This window comes from Bacillus sp. 1021 (genome assembly GCF_014534735.1).
Lineage (GTDB): Bacteria > Bacillota > Bacilli > Bacillales > Bacillaceae > Bacillus > Bacillus siamensis.
Genome location: NZ_JACVSR010000001.1, coordinates 568,038 through 583,712 on the forward strand (window position 1 = coordinate 568,038; position 15,675 = coordinate 583,712).

Consider the following 15,675-nt stretch of genomic DNA (forward strand, 5'->3'; position numbering starts at 1 on the left):
AGGGAGATATCAGGGGGGAGGTCGCAAATGATGAATACGCTTACAGGGCAGCAAAGAAAAGGCTCTATGCTTTGGGACTATTTGACGACGGTTGACCATAAGAAAATCGCGATTTTATATATGATCGCCGGGGGATTTTTCTTCGTCGTCGGCGGACTTGAGGCCATGCTTATCAGGATTCAGCTCTTGAGACCGGGAAACGATTTTGTGAATGCGCAGCAGTTTAATGAAATTATGACGATGCACGGCACGACAATGATCTTCCTGGCGGCAATGCCGCTGTTATTCGGGCTGATGAACGCGGTTGTGCCGCTTCAGATCGGGGCGCGTGACGTATCATTTCCGTTTCTGAATGCGCTTGGGTTCTGGCTGTTTTTCTTCGGGGGAATCTTCTTGAATCTGAGCTGGTTTTTAGGAGGCGCTCCAGATGCAGGCTGGACGGCGTATGCGTCGCTTGCGCTGAATTCGAAAGGGCACGGCGTTGACTTTTTCGTGCTCGGCCTGCAGATATCAGGCTTAGGGACGCTGATTGCGGGGATCAACTTTCTGGCAACCATTATTAATATGAGGGCGCCAGGTTTGACGTATATGAGACTGCCGCTGTTTACGTGGACGACATTTGTGGCGTCGGCACTCATTTTATTCGCATTTCCTCCGCTCACCGTCGGTTTAGCGCTGATGATGCTGGATCGTCTGTTCGGGACGAATTTCTTTAACCCTGAATTGGGCGGAAATACGATTATCTGGGAGCACTTGTTTTGGATTTTCGGGCATCCGGAAGTATACATTTTAATTCTTCCCGCTTTCGGGATTTTTTCAGAAATCATTCCTGTGTTTGCGAGAAAGCGTCTGTTTGGTTATTCCTCTATGGTTTTTGCGATCGTGCTGATCGGCTTTCTCGGATTCATGGTATGGGTTCACCACATGTTTACGACTGGACTCGGACCGATTGCCAATGCAATATTTGCGGTTGCAACGATGGCGATTGCGGTGCCTACGGGCATTAAGATTTTCAACTGGCTTTTGACGATTTGGGGAGGAAACGTTAAATTCACGACGCCTATGCTGTATGCCGTCGCCTTTATTCCGTCTTTCGTGCTCGGAGGTGTGACGGGTGTCATGCTGGCGGCCGCAGCGGCAGATTATCAGTTCCATGATACGTATTTTGTCGTAGCGCATTTCCACTACGTCATCATCGGCGGCGTTGTGTTCGGCATCCTGGCGGGCGTGCATTTCTGGTGGCCGAAAATGTTCGGGAAGGTGCTTCATGAAACGATGGGGAAAATTTCCTTTGTATTGTTTTTTATCGGGTTTCATCTTACCTTCTTCATTCAGCATTTCCTCGGCTTAATGGGAATGCCGCGGCGCGTTTACACATATCTGCCCGGCCAGGGGCTTGATACCGGAAACCTGATCAGTTCAATCGGCGCGTTTTTCATGGCGGGCGCGGCTGTATTGCTCGTCGTTAATATTATTTATACTTCTGTAAAAGGGAAATACGTCGGGAATGACCCGTGGCTGGACGGACGTACGCTCGAATGGGCGGTATCTTCGCCGCCGCCTGAATATAATTTTAAACAGCTTCCGTTTGTGCGGGGACTTGATCCGCTGTGGATTGAAAAGCAGGCCGGAAATGAAGGGATGTCGCCTGCAGAGCCTGTAGAGGACATTCATATGCCGAACGGCTCCATCATGCCGTTTATCATGTCCTTCGGGCTGTTTGTCGCAGCGTTCGGGTTTTTATACCACTCCGACTATTCATGGGGGCTTCCGGTTATCTTTATAGGCCTCGGCATCACATTCTTTACCATGCTGCTTCGGTCCTTGGTCGATGATTACGGTTATCATATTCACAAAGAAGATCTGCCGAATGATGATAAAGGGGTGAAGGCGTAATGCAGCTACAGGAAAAAATGACGGCTGAAACCTTTCCGGCTTCTCCTGAAAAAGCAACGCTTGAAGGGAAAAATAAGTTTTTAGGATTTTGGCTGTTTCTCGGCGGGGAAACGGTTCTGTTCGCCTCGCTTTTTGCGACATTCCTCGCTTTGCGGGAATCTAAAGCGGGCGGGCCGTCAACGGCTGACATGTTCGAGCTGCCGATCGTGTTTATCGCCACGATGCTTCTGTTAACGAGCAGCTTAACGAGTGTGTATGCAATGTATCATATGAAAAATTTCTCCTTTAAAAAAATGCAGGTGTGGCTTTTGATTACCGTTTTATTGGGAGCCGGATTTTTAGGGGTGGAAATTTATGAATTTAAGCATTACACTCACGAGTTTGGCTTTACCATTACTAGCTCTGCGCTCGGCTCGGCGTTTTACACGCTGGTCGGCACACACGGAGCACACGTGGCGTTCGGGTTATTATGGATCAGCGCACTGATGATCCGGAATGCTAAAAGAGGGCTCAGCCTTTATAATGCGCCGAAATATTATGTGGCCAGTCTATATTGGCATTTCATTGATGTCGTGTGGGTCTTTATCTTTACCGTTGTATATTTGATGGGGATGGTGGGATAACGATGGACGATAACAAAAACAGAGGGACTGTCAGTACGGATCTCGAATATCGGAAAAAGAAAAATGCCGAGGAGATGAAATATCAGGTCATCTCCTTCGGTTTGATGATCGGCCTTACGCTTGTCGCGTTTTTGACGGTGGCTGCAGACGGCATTGCCGGATGGTTTACAATGCCGTTTCTTATCCTGCTTGCGGTCATCCAGGTCATCTTTCAGCTGTTTTACTTTATGCATATGAGCCAGAAAGGGCATGAAGCGCCGTCACTATTTCTGTATTCGGGAATATTTGTCGCGTTTATCACCGTGCTTGCATTTGTCACGATTATTTGGTGGTAATCGGGGCGGCGGGGAGTGAGAGATTTGATTAATTTGGAAATGTTCGGGTTTCGCGCCATGTGGAGCCCTTATCTGTTTTGTATAACTGCCGTGATAACAGGTGTTTACTTTTACTGGTGCAGCCGGCATAAAGGACGTGTGTCGGCTAAAGAGAAGGTGCTGTTTGTGCTTTCCGCGCTGTTTTTTTACGCGGCTGCGGGAAGTCCCGTTGATTTATTGGGCCACGTGATGTTCAGCGCTCATATGGTGCAGATGGCGGTTCTGTTTTTAGTCGTGCCGCCGCTCTTGATTTCCGGAATTCCCGGCTGGGCATGGAAAAAACTGATTTTCCGTCCCGTCGTAAAGCGGCTGTTTTCATTTTTTTCACAGCCGCTTATCGCTTTGCTGCTGTTTAACGGCATTTTTTCACTGTATCACATTCCGTTTATATTTGATTTCGTCAAAACGGATTCGCTGTATCACGCGCTGATGAACGGACTCATCTTCGTAACGGCGTTTTTTATGTGGTGGCCGCTTGTGCATCAGGTGGACGGTCTGCCCCGGCTCAGCGGTTTAATGAAGCTTGGGTACATTATGGCGGACGGGATTCTGTTAACGCCGGCGTGTGCGCTCATTATGTTCAGCGGGGCGCCCATGTATGCCACGTACACAGATCCGGCGGCTTGGGCCGAAGCTATGAAGCTTTGTGTCCCTTTAGACTTGGCGGAGAAGATCCCTTTATCCGGTCCGGAGATATTTAACACGCTTCCTCCTTTGGAAGATCAGCAGCTTGGGGCAGTGCTGATGAAAATCATACAAGAGATTGTTTACGGAACATATTTGGCTGTCGTCTTTTTTCAGTGGGTCAGAACGGAACGGGAAAAAGATACGCTCTCAGAGCCGCCGTATATCGAGCATACCGTCTCATAAAAAAAGTACAGCATATTCTGCTGTACTTTTTAATTACATTTGCACTGTTTTTAAAGACTCTGCCAATTCAAGCAGTAATGCCTTGCTTTTTGCGACGACATGTTCCGGAAATTCTTCATCGCTGCCGTATTCTACGCCGTGCGGATAATAATGCTTTCCTAAAAGAGGGGCCTTCAGCTGAATCACGGCACGGCTGCCGCCTACATCGCCCTCTTTTGCCGTTCCTTGAATCCGCAGATAAAATGTCCCCTCAGCAGCTGAAAACTTTTTGTCGTAAGTCACTCTTTCATAATCCCATTGTCCGTCCAGAATGAGCCCTTTGCTTTCCATCAGATCATTCAAGCGGCTGAGCTCCGCAGTTACCCCTTCAAGACCGCTGTTTTCAAACTTCAAACCTTCCCCCTCCTTTTAAAATTTACCTTTCCTGACAATCATAGTATGAAAGCGTTGCACATTCAATGATTCATACGGTGAAAGTATGCAAAAAGAAAAATTTGACGACAATAGTAGCAGAAAAAAGGAGGAATTCCGCAATGACAAAGATCAATAAGCTCATGACGTCAGACTTGCAATATTGTACAGTATTAGATAATGTATATGAAGCTGCGGTGAAGATGAAAGACGCGGATGTCGGCGCTATTCCGATAGTGGATGAGGACGGAGCGACCCTTGTCGGGATCGTGACAGACAGAGATCTCGTATTACGGGGAATTGCTTCTAAAAAGCCGAACTCTCAAAAAATAACCGACGCAATGACAGAGCGGGTTATCAGTGCAGAAGAAGACGCTTCTGTGGAAGAAGTGCTCCATATGATGGCTGAACATCAGCTCAGAAGAATCCCCGTCACAAGGGATAAAAAACTGGTCGGCATTGTCACGCTCGGCGACCTTTCCTTGGCTGAGCAATCAAATGAGCAAGCAGGCCGGGCGCTGTCTGACATTTCTGAAGACGAAGGTCCGGAAGGGTTTATCCATTAAACATAAATGACGGACGCTGCAAATAGGCTGTACTGTATAAGAAAAACAATAATAGAACGGTTTGATTTCATGGGGGTGAGAGGTTGAAAAATATCGCCAGGGCTCTCGTTATCCTTTTGCTTATTTACGGAGCGTATGTTCTGTTTATACAATATGGATCGGCTCCTCAGAAAAAAACGAATCAGGAGGAGCCTCAGGTTTCCAATGAGGAGGCGAGCGGAAAACGGCTGAAAATACCGTCATCCGGACTGCTTTCTCTCATGGGGAAATCTGCTGCCGATGTGAAAAAGAAACTCGGGGAACCGTCCCGGAAAGATCCTTCTGCCTATGATTATGAATGGTGGGTGTACAACCAGGGGAAAGACCAATATGTACAAGTCGGTATTCTGAATGATAAAGCCGTGACTTTATACGCTTCAGGAAGCGGCATCAACGCAAAACCGTTTAAGATCGGCGAATCGACGGGCGAAGTCTTTAAAACGACGCAGGTTGCTCCGTTTGTCAATGTGACGGATAAGGGTAACACGTACCGGTTTGAGTTTTCTGAAGAAGATATCAATACCCGTCCCACTGTTAAGATCGGCGGTATGTATGTTCAGCTGTACATGGACAAATTTGACGGGAATCTGTCAAGCATCAGGGCATTTGATGCGGAAACGCTAGTAAAACAAAGGCCGTACGAGGTTATGTACAGAGGAAGACTCACAGAACCCGAGCCTGTTTCCGATAAAAAATGGGACAGCATTGAACGGGCGAGCGAACAGCAGATTCTCGATATTACAAATGTCATCCGCGTGAAACACGGACTTGCAAGGCTGAAATGGGACGAAGGCGCTGCAAAAGTGGCATTCGGCCACAGCCAGGACATGAAGGACAACAAGTATTTCTCCCATGTCTCAAAGAAATACGGGACTTTGAAGGACCGCTTGGAAAAAGGCGATGTGAAATACCGTGAGGCCGGTGAAAATATTGCATACAACTATGTGGACGGTCCGGCGGCAGTGGAAGGCTGGCTGAACAGCGAAGGACACAGAAAAGCGCTGTTAAGCCCTGATTACACACACCTCGGGGTCGGCGTGGACCGGAAATATTATACGCAAAACTTCATTAAGCCTTGGCAGTAAAAACCGCAGAGGGGCGCAGCCCCCCGCGGTTTTTTTATGTTTTTTCGCGAGCGGGCTCCTGCCGGGAAAAATTATTTTTGCATATACCTGCTTTTTTTCGCAATTTAGGCGAACATTAAGGCGCCTGAACCGATACATTATAGCAGGCAAAACTTTTCAGAGGGGGTGAGAATTGTGGCGAATCAGCAATCACGGCAATCAATCGATGATTTTAAACAATTCGTAAAAAAGCATCCCAAACTGATCCAAAATGTTCGCAAGGAACAAAGAAGCTGGCAGGAAGTCTATGAAAATTGGGTTCTCCTCGGCGAGGACGATTCGATGTGGGACCCATTTAAAGATGAGGCCGTTCAGTCTGCTCCTGAAGCGGAAACCAAACAGGAACCAGCTGAAAAGAACGATTTCGTTTCAAAAATGGTCACTGCCGTCAAAAAAATGGATATCAACCAAATGAATGAGCAGATCAATAAAATGAGCCAGTCTATTTCATCATTGCAAAGCCTTTTAAGCCAATTTTCGAGCAGCGATACGAAGCAGCCCCGGCAAGGCTCCGGACAACATCCTTTTTCGTTCAGGAAGGATTAAAGAAGGGGATCGTGTATGCGAAAAGAGGTTCAGGAATTCATATCTGCAGATGAGGAACGGAAACGGTTTATACGGCAGCGCCCCGTCTGGTACCGAAGACTCGCGAGAAAGCCGGACGATCTCAATTCATTTCAGCTGGACATGATGAATTTTTATGAAAAAACGATACCGCACCGGGTAAGCCAATTCTCAAACGGGATTCAGATGGCGCAGATGATGATGCAGATGGTTCACGCCATGCGTTCGCAGGATTAAAAAAGCATTTAAACGCCGCATTTTCCAATTGGCAGGTTTCGTGGTAAACTAACAACTGGAGGTGCGTATTAATGTATGCAACAATTGAGTCCGTCCGGCTTCAAAGTGAAGCGGAGCAGCTTGCCGGCATGATTCTGCAGTCTGAGACGGCTGAAAATTACCGTGATTGTTACAAGCGTCTCCATGAAGATGAAGAGGCAGGGCGGATTATTCGTTCTTTTTTGAGCATTAAAGAGCAGTATGAGGATGTGCAGCGCTTTGGCAAATATCATCCTGATTATAGAGAAATTTCCCGCAAAATGAGAGAGTTGAAGCGGGAGCTGGATTTAAATGATAAGGTGGCCGAATTCAAAAAAGCGGAGACTGAGCTTCAGTCGCTGCTTGACGAGATCAGCATCGAACTCGGCACGGCCGTTTCGGAGCATGTAAAAGTTCCGACGGGGAATCCTTATTTTGACGGCCTGTCATCCTGCGGCGGCGGCTGCGGTTCCGGCGGCGGCTGCGGATGCAAAGTTTCCTGACGAGACGGCCGTCTCGTCTTTTACATAAAATGAACAGAGAGTCAGGCGGTGATCATGATGGAAAGCAAGCGCCAAGGCATAATCGTATATCTGCATTCTTTAAAACACAGTAAAATGCTGAGAAAATTCGGCAACGTTCATTATGTTTCCAAGCGACTGAAATACGCAGTGCTGTATTGCGATATGGGCCAAATCGAAAAAACGATGGAAAAGATTTCTTCTTATTCATATGTGAAGAAAGTAGAGCCTTCATATAAGCCCTTTTTAAAGCTGGAATTTGAATCAAAGCTTGATAAAGCGAAAGAGTACGATTATAAGATCGGCATATAAAAAAATCCCCGCAGAAACCTGCGGGGTCCTTCTATTCCTTAACAAGTTAAGGAGAAGGCAAAGGGAGAGGAGAAACCGGAGGAAGAACTTATGGGGAAACGTAAGTCTTCTCCGCGGTTGGCAACAACATCATTTATTGATGCTGTTACACGTAGTTTTGACAAGAATGTGAGCATGTATACATGATTTCACGCTCATTGTTTGAAAGAATGCTTTATGATAAGATAGGGATTGTTTTTGTACATAACGGCTCAGCCGATGCGAAACATCAAAGTTTTCAGAAAAAGTGGTGTGAAAAATGAGAGTAATTTCCGGTTCAAGAAAAGGACGAGCCTTAAAGGCTGTGCCGGGCACATCAACAAGGCCGACGACGGATAAAGTAAAAGAGTCTATTTTTAATATGATCGGCCCGTATTTTGACGGAGGAACGGGGCTGGATTTGTTTGCGGGGAGCGGCGGTCTTGGAATTGAAGCGCTGTCGCGCGGATTTGACCGCTGTATCTTTGTGGATCGTGATTTCAAAGCCATCCAAACGGTAAAAGCGAATTTAAAAGCGCTGGATCTGCTGTCTTCAACGGAAGTATACCGCAATGATGCAGAGCGGGCCCTCTATGCCGCGGCGAAACGGGAAAAAGGTTTTGACGGAATTTTCTTAGATCCTCCGTATAAGGAACAAAAGCTGAAAGCGCTTATCGAAATGATTGATGAAGAGAACATGCTGAATGAAGGCGGTTTTGTCGTAGCCGAGCATGATAAAGCGGTTGCGCTTCCTGAAGCCGTCGGCACGCTTACTGTAACAAGAAGGGAAATTTACGGGCTTACAGGAGTGACGATATACCGAAATAGGGGGTAATGATGTGGCAAGTATAGCTGTATGTCCCGGAAGTTTTGATCCCGTCACCTACGGACACATGGACATTATCAGGCGGGGAGCAAACGTGTTTGAGCATGTGTACGTATGCGTGCTTAACAATTCTTCCAAGCAGCCGCTGTTTACAGTCGAAGAACGCTGTGAGCTATTGCGGGAAGTGACAAAAGACATACCGAATATTACGGTCGAGACGTCAGGGGGACTGTTGATCGACTACGCCAAAAAAAAGCAGGCGAATGCGATTATCAGGGGACTCAGAGCTGTTTCTGACTTCGAATATGAGATGCAGGGAACCTCTGTCAACCGCGTGCTTGACGAGTCAATAGAAACCTTTTTTATGATGACGAACAATCAGTACTCTTTTTTAAGTTCAAGCATTGTAAAAGAGGTCGCAAAATATAACGGGCCTGTTTCAGAGTTTGTTCCTCCGGAAGTCGAACAGGCGCTGCAGCAGAAATTTAAAGGATGAGAAGCGCGTTTGGCGTCTCATCCTTTTTTTATCCGTGCTGACAGCCTGTAACAATAAATCAGTGCGTATACGGCGAGGGCAGCCAGGGTTACGGCGGGGCCGGCTTCAACAAGTGTGTTCCATCCGCTGACGGCAGCCGAGGCCGCACTCTGATCGCGGAGCGGAAGGAATACGGACTGGTAAGGTTCGTCCAATGCAAGATAAAGCGGCTTCCACAGTAAAAGAATAAAAAGGGCGGCATAAATGCCTTGAAGGATACGCGCCGCAAAAAACGGTTTAAAGCGGATATCTGTTTCCGATAAAATGCCGGCCACTTGGGCCTGTACGGAAAGGCCGCTGAAACCGAGAATAAAACTCACAATCATCGCTTTCGGCAGCAAGGCGGCATCCGCTTCACTGACCAGCTTGCTCCCGAGCGTAATCTCAAACATTCCGCTGATAAGAGGAATGTCCAGACTTACGGGAAGATGGAAGAGCGAAAGAAGCGCGTTCGTAAATACAGAAAGCACATCCATGACTTGTACGATTGATAATAACCGGCTGAAAACCGAAAACAATATAATAAAACCGCCCACCATCAGCAAGGTTTGTACAGAAGACGTGACGGCGTCGCTTAAAATTTTTCCGAGCGGCCGCTTCTCCGAAAGCCGCGCTTTGTGCAGCGCCAGAAATGCTTCTTTCAGTGAAGGAAGAGCGATCGTCTTTTTACCGCTATACGCCGTTTCTTCTTTCCGTCCGTATGAACGCATCGTCAGGCCGACGGCGATGTTTCCGAGATAGTGAGCCGATGCTAAAAGAATGCCGAGAGAGGCGTTATGAAAAAAGCCGACCGCCACAGCCGCGAATATAAATAACGGATTGGATGAATTGGTAAAAGAGACGAGGCGTTCAGCCTCCACTCTGGAGATCTGTTTCTCCTGGCGCAGCCGTGCAGTCAGTTTCGCGCCGGCCGGATTTCCTGAAGCCATGCCCATAGCCAGTACAAATCCGCCGACCCCCGGCACTCTGAAAATGGGGCGCATAAAGGGTTCGAGTAAAAGGCCGACAAACCTGACAATGCCGAATCCGATTAAAAGCTCAGATAAAATAAAAAACGGAAGCAGCGAAGGAAAAACTACCTCCCACCACATGGAAAGGCCGGTTTTGGAGGCTTCGAATGAGGCCTGCGGGTGTGAAATAACCGTCGCCGTCAAAAAAATAAAAAACAATGAAATCAAAAATGTATGAAACTTAGACAAGTTCATTCTTACCTCCCCGATGCTAAAATTGCACACTGACATTTATATCATGATAAAATATAGAACAGACCTTAAGGACGGCCGGGCAAGTACCTATTTGTCATCCTGTACTAATATACGAGCATAGGGGTTCAATTTAGACCATAGAATTCATGTATAGGATGTCTATAGGGGGTTCGTCGCGTTGGCCAAACCTACAATCGGGTTAGCGTTAGGTTCGGGAGGGGCAAGAGGCATTGCCCACCTCGGAGTGTTATCCAGTTTACATAAGCATCAGATTCCAATTGATATGATTGCCGGCAGCAGCATGGGAGCGTTAGTCGGAAGCTTTTATGCGGCCGGGCATGACGTGGCCACGATGAAAAAAGTCGCCAAAGCATTTAAGCGGCGGCTGTATGCGGATTATACGATGCCGCGTCTCGGATTTTTGAAAGGGGACCGCATCAGGCAGCTCGTACATGCGTATACGTACGGCAAGCCGATAGAAGAACTGCGGATCCCGCTCGGCATCGTGGCATGCGACCTCCAGACCGGAGAAAAACTCGTTTTTACAAAAGGCTCCGTATCCGAAGCCGTCCGCGCGAGCATCAGCATACCCGGCGTTTTCGTCCCGCAAAAAATGAACGGGCGCATGTTGGTGGACGGCGCGGTGGTCGACAGAATCCCGGTTTCCGCGGTAAAGGATATGGGCGCTGATATCGTTATCGCCTCTGACGTATCGCGGGTGAAAAAAACGGAAAAAGCGGCACATATTTTTGATGTAATCATGCAAAGTATGGATATACTGCAAAATGAATTGGTCCGTCACCAGACCATTGCCGCAGACGTCATGATCCGCCCTTCTCTTGAATCATTCAGTTCAAGCTCTTTTGCCAACATTGATCATATGATCACAGCGGGCGAAGAAGCCGCAGACCGCATGATCGGCCGGATTAAACAAGAAATAGAGAACTGGGAGGGCTAACTCATATGAAAGCAAAACATTTTCGCTGGGTGTTTATCATCCTGATCTTATTAATCGCTGTTACATTTATTAAGCTTCCGTTTTACATCACACAGCCGGGAGAAGCATCAGAGCTGAGACCGCTGATTAAGGTGGACGGAGGCTATCCTGAAAAAGGAAGCCTTTCCTTGATGACTGTCAAAGTAGGCCCAGCCAATCCGTATACATATCTTTGGGCGAAAGTGCATCCTTACGATGAAATCGTCCCGGATGAAAGCATAAAAGAAGAGGGCGAAACAGATTCAGACTATATGAAGCGCCAGCTGCAGATGATGAAAAGCTCTCAAGAAAACGCGGTCATTGCCGCTTATCAAAAAGCCGGCAAACAGGTAAAATACTCATTTAACGGCATTTACGCCAGCTCAGTCGTTTCCGGCATGCCGGCAAAAGGAAAAATAGAGGTCGGTGATAAAATCATCAGCGCGGACGGAAAAAAATACGAATCCGCTGAAAAGCTGATTGATTATATCAGCAGCAAAAAAGCGGGGGAGAAAGTCACGTTTCACATTGAACGGGACACGAAAGAAAAGACCGTTGACATTGGGCTGAAATCATTCCCGGATGACCCGAAAAGAGCGGGTATCGGTGTCGCGTTATATACGGATCGGAACGTGAAAGTGAAGCCCGATCTACATTTCAGCATTGAAAACATCGGCGGGCCTTCTGCAGGTCTCATGATGTCTTTAGAAATTTACAACCAGCTGACAAAACCTGACGAAACAAAAGGCTACAATATAGCCGGAACGGGAACAATCGACGTTGACGGCAAAGTCGGGCCGATCGGCGGAATCGATCAGAAAGTCGTCGCCGCAGACAAAGCGGGGAAAGATATTTTCTTTGCGCCGAACCAAAACGGTGCTGAAAACTCTGATTATAAAAATGCGGTAAAAACGGCAAAAGCTATCAAGTCCGATATGAAGATCGTTCCGGTCGACACCATGCAGGACGCACTTGATTATTTGGATAAGCTGAAAGTAAAAAGCACCTGATACAGTCAGGTGCTTTATTTACGCATTCAAAAAACGTTTTTCGTCTTCATCATAGCGGATCGGCGCTTGTGAAAATTCCTGTTTCTCAAACCATGTGCGTTCAGGTTCTTTTATCGGCAGGCTGTAAACCCGTCCCGCCGATATGTCCAGATCCAGAGCGGGATGGGAGAAAGAGGAGAGCTTGCTGACGAGCGGCGCGGTAAGCTCTTTTTTCTTTGCCGACAGGTATGCCTGTCCTTTTTTCGTCATTCCGAGAAGACGGATATAAGGTGCGCTTGCAGGATTTAAAAGCCGGTGCATGTCTTCTTTTTTCGTTCGTGTCAGAATGTGCGTATTCATCCGCTGCAGCCTCGTCCACGTGTATCGTTTTGTTTTCAATAGTTCCATCATTTCCTGGTAGGAGCGGGCTTGTCTGATGGTGCGCAGAATTCTGTGCTCAAGGCCTTCTTCCACTTCATAGATTCGGCTTAATTCTTCAGCTGACAGAGTGCTGAGACTGTATTTTACATATGAAAAATAGTCTTCCGTGCTGTGCCATAATCCGTATGAGTTTCTGTATGCGTCCAGCTCGCGCACAGACGCTTCCGGGAGAAAGCTCTTTGCGGCCTCCGTTCCTTTTTCGATCAGCGCTTTTCTGATGCTTGTGGCGCTGGCTATCCGGCTGTCATCCCCGGGAAGCTCGGCGTCATGATACCCGGAAGCGATCCTGGCTGTCGTATAAGGCTTCATGGCGGAACCGGAGGCATGTATTGCTTTGACATAGTGAAAACCGAGAATATTATTCGGCTTAGACAAATCAAGCATGTCCTGTCCTTTGAATATGTGTGAAAAAGCTTTTGAGGCGGCGGCCGGATAGCTGAGCCCCTTTTTCAGCTCCTCTTTCAGAATCTGGCTGCAGTCAGATTCCTTTCGGCTGAACGCTTCAGCGGCTTCAATAAAGGGGTCAATCCGTCCGTTTTCACTGCCGAAAAATAAGCTGCTGCATCCTAATTGGTGAAGAAGCGAAATACTGCCGCGCGCGAATAATTCCGCTTTTTGTACGGCATACATATAAGGGAGCTCAATGACGATATCCACGCCGTTTTCCAGCGCCATTTTTGTCCGGGCCCACTTTGAGACGGCGGCCGGTTCCCCGCGCTGCAAAAAAGGGCCGCTCATCACCGCTGCCGCGACGCTGCTGTCCGTCTTGATTTTGGCTTGTTCCGCATGATAGCGGTGTCCGTTATGAAAGGGATTATATTCAACAACCAGGCCGACTGCTTTCATATTTGTTCCGCCTTTCTTGCTATGTTTTGCTTCGTATGGTACATTTGCAAATGAAGTGCATATTTTCGTCCGTTTCGTTTAGTGTATGATTAGCCTATCCGGCTGTCAACGATTGCAAGACGGCGGCATTATGCTGTAAAGAAAAAATATTGACAAAAACATTCTGAAAAGCTATAATCATGTTTGTTGCTTTCCTGAGGTGATACAAATGAAATGGACGATTTATCAGCTTCATCAAATGGCGAAAAAGAGCTTTGAATTTGATGAAACAGTTGAGTTGAATGAGCTGACAAAATTGAATTCTGATATCCGCCGCATTTCTCCCGTCCGGGTGAAGGGCCGCGCTGAGATTGAATCCAAGCAGGTTTCGTTTGACTTTACGATTTCAGGCGAAATGGTTTTGCCGTGCTCAAGAACTTTAGTTGATGTGCCGTATCCATTTACAATCGCGACAAAAGAACTGTTTAGATTTCATAAGACGGATGATATAGAAGATGAGGACGTTCATATTGCTGAAGACGATACCGTCGACTTGACTCCGATCGTAAAAGAAGAGATTCTTTTAGAAATTCCTATGCAAATCTTTTGTGAAACTGAACAAAAAGAAGGGGCCGCTCCCCAAGTGGGAAAGGATTGGCAAGTGATTTCTGAGGAAGAGAAGAAAAATCAGATCGACCCCAGACTTGCGGATCTGAAAAAGCTCTTAACACAAGATGATGAATCTTAACTCTTTAAGGAGGTGGGAATAATGGCTGTACCTTTTAGAAGAACTTCTAAAATGAAAAAAAGATTGCGCCGTACACATTTCAAACTAAATGTACCTGGTATGACAGAATGCCCGTCATGCGGAGAGATGAAATTGTCTCACCGTGTATGTAAAGCATGCGGATCATACAACGGCAAAGACATAAATGTAAAAAGCAATTAATGTATGAAGAAAAGCGCGGGAATTTCGGTTCCTGCGCTTTTCTTTTTTTCTCCCTCCGGCCTGCTGCCGCCGAAAAAATTGTGAGCGCCAATAGTCTATCTAATCTATCAGCGGCATATGTATGAGGTAAATGAGCAAATATGGAGGGAGATACGATTGACGATTACGAGACAAGATGCGTGGACGCAAGATGAAGATTTGCTGCTGGCCGAGGTGGTGCTCAGGCACATACGGGAAGGCGGGACCCAGCTTTCCGCTTTTGAAGAAGTCGGCAGAGCGCTGACGAGAACGGCTGCCGCCTGCGGGTTCAGGTGGAATTCTTATGTCAGGAAACAATATCAGTCAGGGATAGAACTGGCGAAAAAACAGCGGAAGGAATTAAGAAAGCAAATCGGGGTGCATTCCGCCAATCTGCCGGGAACCGTTAAGCAGCCCCCGATCCGCAGGGCGGAAGGAGAAAAAGAGCTGTCCATTGATGATGTGATTTTGTTTCTGCAGCAATTTAAAGAGTCGCCAGCCGCAGCGGATGTGCGTCATGAAAAAGAAAAACTCACAGAACAGCTGACCGCGCTGCAAAAAGAAGTCGAGGATCTGCGTGAGGAAAACGAAAGCTTGAGAAACAAGCTGGAGATGACGGAAGAAGATTACAAAGCGTTAATTGATATTATGGACAGAGCGAGAAGGATGGTCAATTCGAAAGATGATGAAAGAAAATCGGCGCAGAGCCTATAAAATCAACCGGCCTGAGGGCATTGTCCCGGCCGGTTTTTTATTATGCCGTTTCCCCGGCTGTCATTTCACCGTCCATATCAGGATGCCAGATGTAAGGGTTTTCTCCTTTGTCACGCGCCATATCATATTTAACGGGCTCGAAATTCATCTTATCCCAGAATTCTGCTGATTTCATGCGTGAATTCGTCCTGATCGGCATTCTGAAGGATTTTGCAAAATCGACAAGCGCTTTGCCGTATCCGTTGTTTTGATAGCCAGGAAGAACCTCAAGCTTCCATAGTTCCAAAAAGTCCTGACGCTGATCAAAATACGGATTCGCGCTTCCGCTTACCTGATATAAACTCATTCTCGCCACTAGTTTATCCCCGAAGTAAATCCCGTAAAAAGGCGAGGTGCTGTCATTTTCAATGATATTATCCTGCAGATCTTCAAGCATGGACAGCTCCTGCATCCCGTATTCTTTAAACCTTTTAAATTCTTCGAGTGTCTTAAAGTTGATGAGCAGGCGCTCTATTTTCAACACAAACTCCCCCTTTGTTGTGTTCTACTTATTATTGTAAACGCTTTAATTGAAAATTCCAACTATAATATGTTCGTCTGTCATTTTGTTCAAAACGAAATTGA

Annotated in this window: 21 protein-coding genes; 17 read left to right on the top strand and 4 right to left on the bottom strand. The window is 47.0% G+C overall.

Translation table 11 applies throughout. The features are described 5' to 3' along the window. Positions 1-27: 27 nt before the first annotated feature. From ctaD to ctaG, 4 genes are read left to right on the top strand one after another with little or no spacing between them, the layout of a single operon-like run. The gene (gene ctaD / locus ICW23_RS03105) at positions 28-1,896 is read left to right on the top strand and encodes a cytochrome c oxidase subunit I (RefSeq protein WP_016936232.1); all 1,869 of its coding nucleotides are present in this window, start codon (positions 28-30) and stop codon (positions 1,894-1,896) included. Further along, positions 1,896-2,519: a cytochrome c oxidase subunit III gene (gene ctaE / locus ICW23_RS03110; RefSeq protein ID WP_013352146.1), complete on the top strand. Its 624-nt coding sequence runs from the start codon at positions 1,896-1,898 to the stop codon at positions 2,517-2,519. Before ctaD ends, ctaE begins: the two co-directional genes overlap by 1 nt. A 2-nt stretch (positions 2,520-2,521) precedes the next feature. Beyond that, positions 2,522-2,854, top strand: a complete 333-nt coding sequence (gene ctaF, locus ICW23_RS03115; protein ID WP_007409686.1) for a cytochrome c oxidase subunit IVB — start codon at positions 2,522-2,524, stop codon at positions 2,852-2,854. A gap of 24 nt (positions 2,855-2,878) precedes the next feature. Then, a complete protein-coding gene (ctaG, locus tag ICW23_RS03120) occupies positions 2,879-3,763 on the top strand; it encodes a cytochrome c oxidase assembly factor CtaG (RefSeq protein ID WP_016936231.1) in 885 nt (294 codons plus the stop codon). A gap of 33 nt (positions 3,764-3,796) precedes the next feature. Here ctaG and ICW23_RS03125 read toward each other — a convergent pair whose 3' ends face one another. Further along, positions 3,797-4,156: a YugN family protein gene (locus ICW23_RS03125; RefSeq protein ID WP_188154023.1), complete on the bottom strand. Its 360-nt coding sequence runs from the start codon at positions 4,154-4,156 to the stop codon at positions 3,797-3,799. Positions 4,157-4,296: 140 nt separating this feature from the next. Between ICW23_RS03125 and ICW23_RS03130 the strand changes: the two genes are divergently transcribed. The 8 genes from ICW23_RS03130 to coaD all read left to right on the top strand — a co-directional run bounded on the left by ICW23_RS03130 (position 4,297) and on the right by coaD (position 8,895). Continuing rightward, complete coding sequence (locus ICW23_RS03130) at positions 4,297-4,740, top strand: CBS domain-containing protein (RefSeq protein ID WP_016936229.1); 444 nt, start codon at positions 4,297-4,299, stop codon at positions 4,738-4,740. An 83-nt stretch (positions 4,741-4,823) separates the two neighbouring features. Beyond that, a complete protein-coding gene (locus ICW23_RS03135; RefSeq protein ID WP_016936228.1) occupies positions 4,824-5,864 on the top strand; it encodes a CAP domain-containing protein in 1,041 nt (346 codons plus the stop codon). 174 nt (positions 5,865-6,038) lie between these two features. Continuing rightward, positions 6,039-6,449 (top strand): YlbD family protein, encoded by a 411-nt coding sequence (locus ICW23_RS03140; protein ID WP_016936227.1) that lies wholly within the window; start codon positions 6,039-6,041, stop codon positions 6,447-6,449. A 15-nt stretch (positions 6,450-6,464) separates the two neighbouring features. Then, positions 6,465-6,704: a YlbE-like family protein gene (locus ICW23_RS03145; RefSeq protein WP_003154475.1), complete on the top strand. Its 240-nt coding sequence runs from the start codon at positions 6,465-6,467 to the stop codon at positions 6,702-6,704. A gap of 71 nt (positions 6,705-6,775) precedes the next feature. Beyond that, entirely contained in the window at positions 6,776-7,225 is a 450-nt protein-coding gene (gene ricF / locus ICW23_RS03150) for a regulatory iron-sulfur-containing complex subunit RicF (protein ID WP_016936226.1), read from the top strand. A 57-nt stretch (positions 7,226-7,282) separates the two neighbouring features. Continuing rightward, positions 7,283-7,555 (top strand): YlbG family protein, encoded by a 273-nt coding sequence (locus ICW23_RS03155; protein ID WP_016936225.1) that lies wholly within the window; start codon positions 7,283-7,285, stop codon positions 7,553-7,555. Positions 7,556-7,853: 298 nt separating this feature from the next. Continuing rightward, positions 7,854-8,408 (top strand): 16S rRNA (guanine(966)-N(2))-methyltransferase RsmD, encoded by a 555-nt coding sequence (gene rsmD, locus ICW23_RS03160; protein WP_016936223.1) that lies wholly within the window; start codon positions 7,854-7,856, stop codon positions 8,406-8,408. 4 nt (positions 8,409-8,412) lie between these two features. Then, on the top strand, positions 8,413-8,895 hold the full coding sequence (gene coaD, locus ICW23_RS03165; protein ID WP_016936222.1) for a pantetheine-phosphate adenylyltransferase: 483 nt from the start codon (positions 8,413-8,415) through the stop codon (positions 8,893-8,895). Positions 8,896-8,912: 17 nt separating this feature from the next. Here coaD and ylbJ read toward each other — a convergent pair whose 3' ends face one another. Next, positions 8,913-10,139 (bottom strand): sporulation integral membrane protein YlbJ, encoded by a 1,227-nt coding sequence (gene ylbJ / locus ICW23_RS03170; RefSeq protein WP_099744270.1) that lies wholly within the window; start codon positions 10,137-10,139, stop codon positions 8,913-8,915. 178 nt (positions 10,140-10,317) lie between these two features. Between ylbJ and ICW23_RS03175 the strand changes: the two genes are divergently transcribed. Together ICW23_RS03175 and ICW23_RS03180 are read left to right on the top strand one after the other, a co-directional pair. Next, on the top strand, positions 10,318-11,097 hold the full coding sequence (locus tag ICW23_RS03175; protein WP_014304961.1) for a patatin family protein: 780 nt from the start codon (positions 10,318-10,320) through the stop codon (positions 11,095-11,097). A 5-nt stretch (positions 11,098-11,102) separates the two neighbouring features. Then, on the top strand, positions 11,103-12,125 hold the full coding sequence (locus ICW23_RS03180; protein ID WP_016936220.1) for a SepM family pheromone-processing serine protease: 1,023 nt from the start codon (positions 11,103-11,105) through the stop codon (positions 12,123-12,125). 18 nt (positions 12,126-12,143) lie between these two features. Here the strand turns inward: ICW23_RS03180 and ICW23_RS03185 are convergent, their stop codons facing one another. Beyond that, a complete protein-coding gene (locus ICW23_RS03185) occupies positions 12,144-13,391 on the bottom strand; it encodes a nucleotidyltransferase (protein WP_188154024.1) in 1,248 nt (415 codons plus the stop codon). Positions 13,392-13,599: 208 nt separating this feature from the next. Between ICW23_RS03185 and ICW23_RS03190 the strand changes: the two genes are divergently transcribed. The 3 genes from ICW23_RS03190 (at position 13,600) to gerR (ending at position 15,051) form a co-directional block, all read left to right on the top strand. Next, positions 13,600-14,118, top strand: coding sequence for a YceD family protein (locus ICW23_RS03190; RefSeq protein ID WP_016936218.1), 519 nt, complete (start codon positions 13,600-13,602; stop codon positions 14,116-14,118). Between the two features lie 21 nt (positions 14,119-14,139). Next, positions 14,140-14,319 (top strand): 50S ribosomal protein L32, encoded by a 180-nt coding sequence (gene rpmF / locus ICW23_RS03195; RefSeq protein WP_003154457.1) that lies wholly within the window; start codon positions 14,140-14,142, stop codon positions 14,317-14,319. A gap of 156 nt (positions 14,320-14,475) precedes the next feature. Continuing rightward, the gene (gene gerR, locus ICW23_RS03200) at positions 14,476-15,051 is read left to right on the top strand and encodes a sporulation-specific transcriptional regulator GerR (protein WP_188154025.1); all 576 of its coding nucleotides are present in this window, start codon (positions 14,476-14,478) and stop codon (positions 15,049-15,051) included. A 40-nt stretch (positions 15,052-15,091) separates the two neighbouring features. Here the strand turns inward: gerR and ICW23_RS03205 are convergent, their stop codons facing one another. After that, positions 15,092-15,574, bottom strand: a complete 483-nt coding sequence (locus ICW23_RS03205; RefSeq protein WP_060962853.1) for an N-acetyltransferase — start codon at positions 15,572-15,574, stop codon at positions 15,092-15,094. Positions 15,575-15,675: the final 101 nt, after the last annotated feature.

Bases quoted from the DNA above. Each gene is read 5' to 3' on its own strand.
- ricF (WP_016936226.1), top strand. From the start codon at position 6,776: ATGTATGCAACAATTGAGTCCGTCCGGCTTCAAAGTGAAGCGGAGCAG.
- ICW23_RS03145 (WP_003154475.1), top strand. From the start codon at position 6,465: ATGCGAAAAGAGGTTCAGGAATTCATATCTGCAGATGAGGAACGGAAA.
- ICW23_RS03190 (WP_016936218.1), top strand. From the start codon at position 13,600: ATGAAATGGACGATTTATCAGCTTCATCAAATGGCGAAAAAGAGCTTT.
- ylbJ (WP_099744270.1), bottom strand. From the start codon at position 10,139: ATGAACTTGTCTAAGTTTCATACATTTTTGATTTCATTGTTTTTTATT.
- ctaF (WP_007409686.1), top strand. From the start codon at position 2,522: ATGGACGATAACAAAAACAGAGGGACTGTCAGTACGGATCTCGAATAT.
- ICW23_RS03180 (WP_016936220.1), top strand. From the start codon at position 11,103: ATGAAAGCAAAACATTTTCGCTGGGTGTTTATCATCCTGATCTTATTA.
- rpmF (WP_003154457.1), top strand. From the start codon at position 14,140: ATGGCTGTACCTTTTAGAAGAACTTCTAAAATGAAAAAAAGATTGCGC.
- ICW23_RS03130 (WP_016936229.1), top strand. From the start codon at position 4,297: ATGACAAAGATCAATAAGCTCATGACGTCAGACTTGCAATATTGTACA.
- rsmD (WP_016936223.1), top strand. From the start codon at position 7,854: ATGAGAGTAATTTCCGGTTCAAGAAAAGGACGAGCCTTAAAGGCTGTG.
- ctaD (WP_016936232.1), top strand. From the start codon at position 28: ATGATGAATACGCTTACAGGGCAGCAAAGAAAAGGCTCTATGCTTTGG.
- ctaE (WP_013352146.1), top strand. From the start codon at position 1,896: ATGCAGCTACAGGAAAAAATGACGGCTGAAACCTTTCCGGCTTCTCCT.
- ICW23_RS03185 (WP_188154024.1), bottom strand. From the start codon at position 13,391: ATGAAAGCAGTCGGCCTGGTTGTTGAATATAATCCCTTTCATAACGGA.
- ICW23_RS03155 (WP_016936225.1), top strand. From the start codon at position 7,283: ATGGAAAGCAAGCGCCAAGGCATAATCGTATATCTGCATTCTTTAAAA.